The following is a 765-nucleotide window of genomic DNA, read 5'->3' as shown; positions in this document are numbered from 1 at the left end:
AAAATTAAGCGTAAGCTTTAAAAATTATACGATGAAGAGTTTGATCCTGGCTCAGGATGAACGCTAGCGGCAGGCTTAACACATGCAAGTCGAGGGGTAGAAGGAGCTTGCTCCTTTGAGACCGGCGCACGGGTGCGTAACGCGTATGCAATCTACCTTGTACAGGGGGATAGCCCAGAGAAATTTGGATTAATACCCCATAGTGTAACGAAAAGGCATCTTTTTGTTACTAAAGTTCCAACGGTACAAGATGAGCATGCGTCCCATTAGCTAGTTGGTGTGGTAACGGCACACCAAGGCAACGATGGGTAGGGGTCCTGAGAGGGAGATCCCCCACACTGGTACTGAGACACGGACCAGACTCCTACGGGAGGCAGCAGTGAGGAATATTGGTCAATGGGCGCAAGCCTGAACCAGCCATGCCGCGTGCAGGATGACGGTCCTATGGATTGTAAACTGCTTTTGTACAGGAAGAAACACTCCCTCGTGAGGGAACTTGACGGTACTGTAAGAATAAGGATCGGCTAACTCCGTGCCAGCAGCCGCGGTAATACGGAGGATCCAAGCGTTATCCGGAATCATTGGGTTTAAAGGGTCCGTAGGCGGTTTTATAAGTCAGTGGTGAAATCTGGTCGCTCAACGATCAAACGGCCATTGATACTGTAGAACTTGAATTACTTGGAAGTAACTAGAATATGTAGTGTAGCGGTGAAATGCTTAGAGATTACATGGAATACCAATTGCGAAGGCAGGTTACTACGAGTA

At 48.2% G+C, this 765-nt stretch carries 1 rRNA gene; it reads left to right on the top strand.

The window, feature by feature from the left end:
• Positions 1-28 precede the first annotated feature (28 nt).
• Positions 29-765, top strand: a 16S ribosomal RNA gene (locus ACS8MM_RS00025); the annotation flags it as partial.

Origin of the sequence: Flavobacterium sp. MAHUQ-57 (assembly GCF_051908335.1) — a bacterium.
Lineage (GTDB): Bacteria > Bacteroidota > Bacteroidia > Flavobacteriales > Flavobacteriaceae > Flavobacterium.
This window is presented reverse-complemented; position numbering and strand designations above follow the sequence as displayed.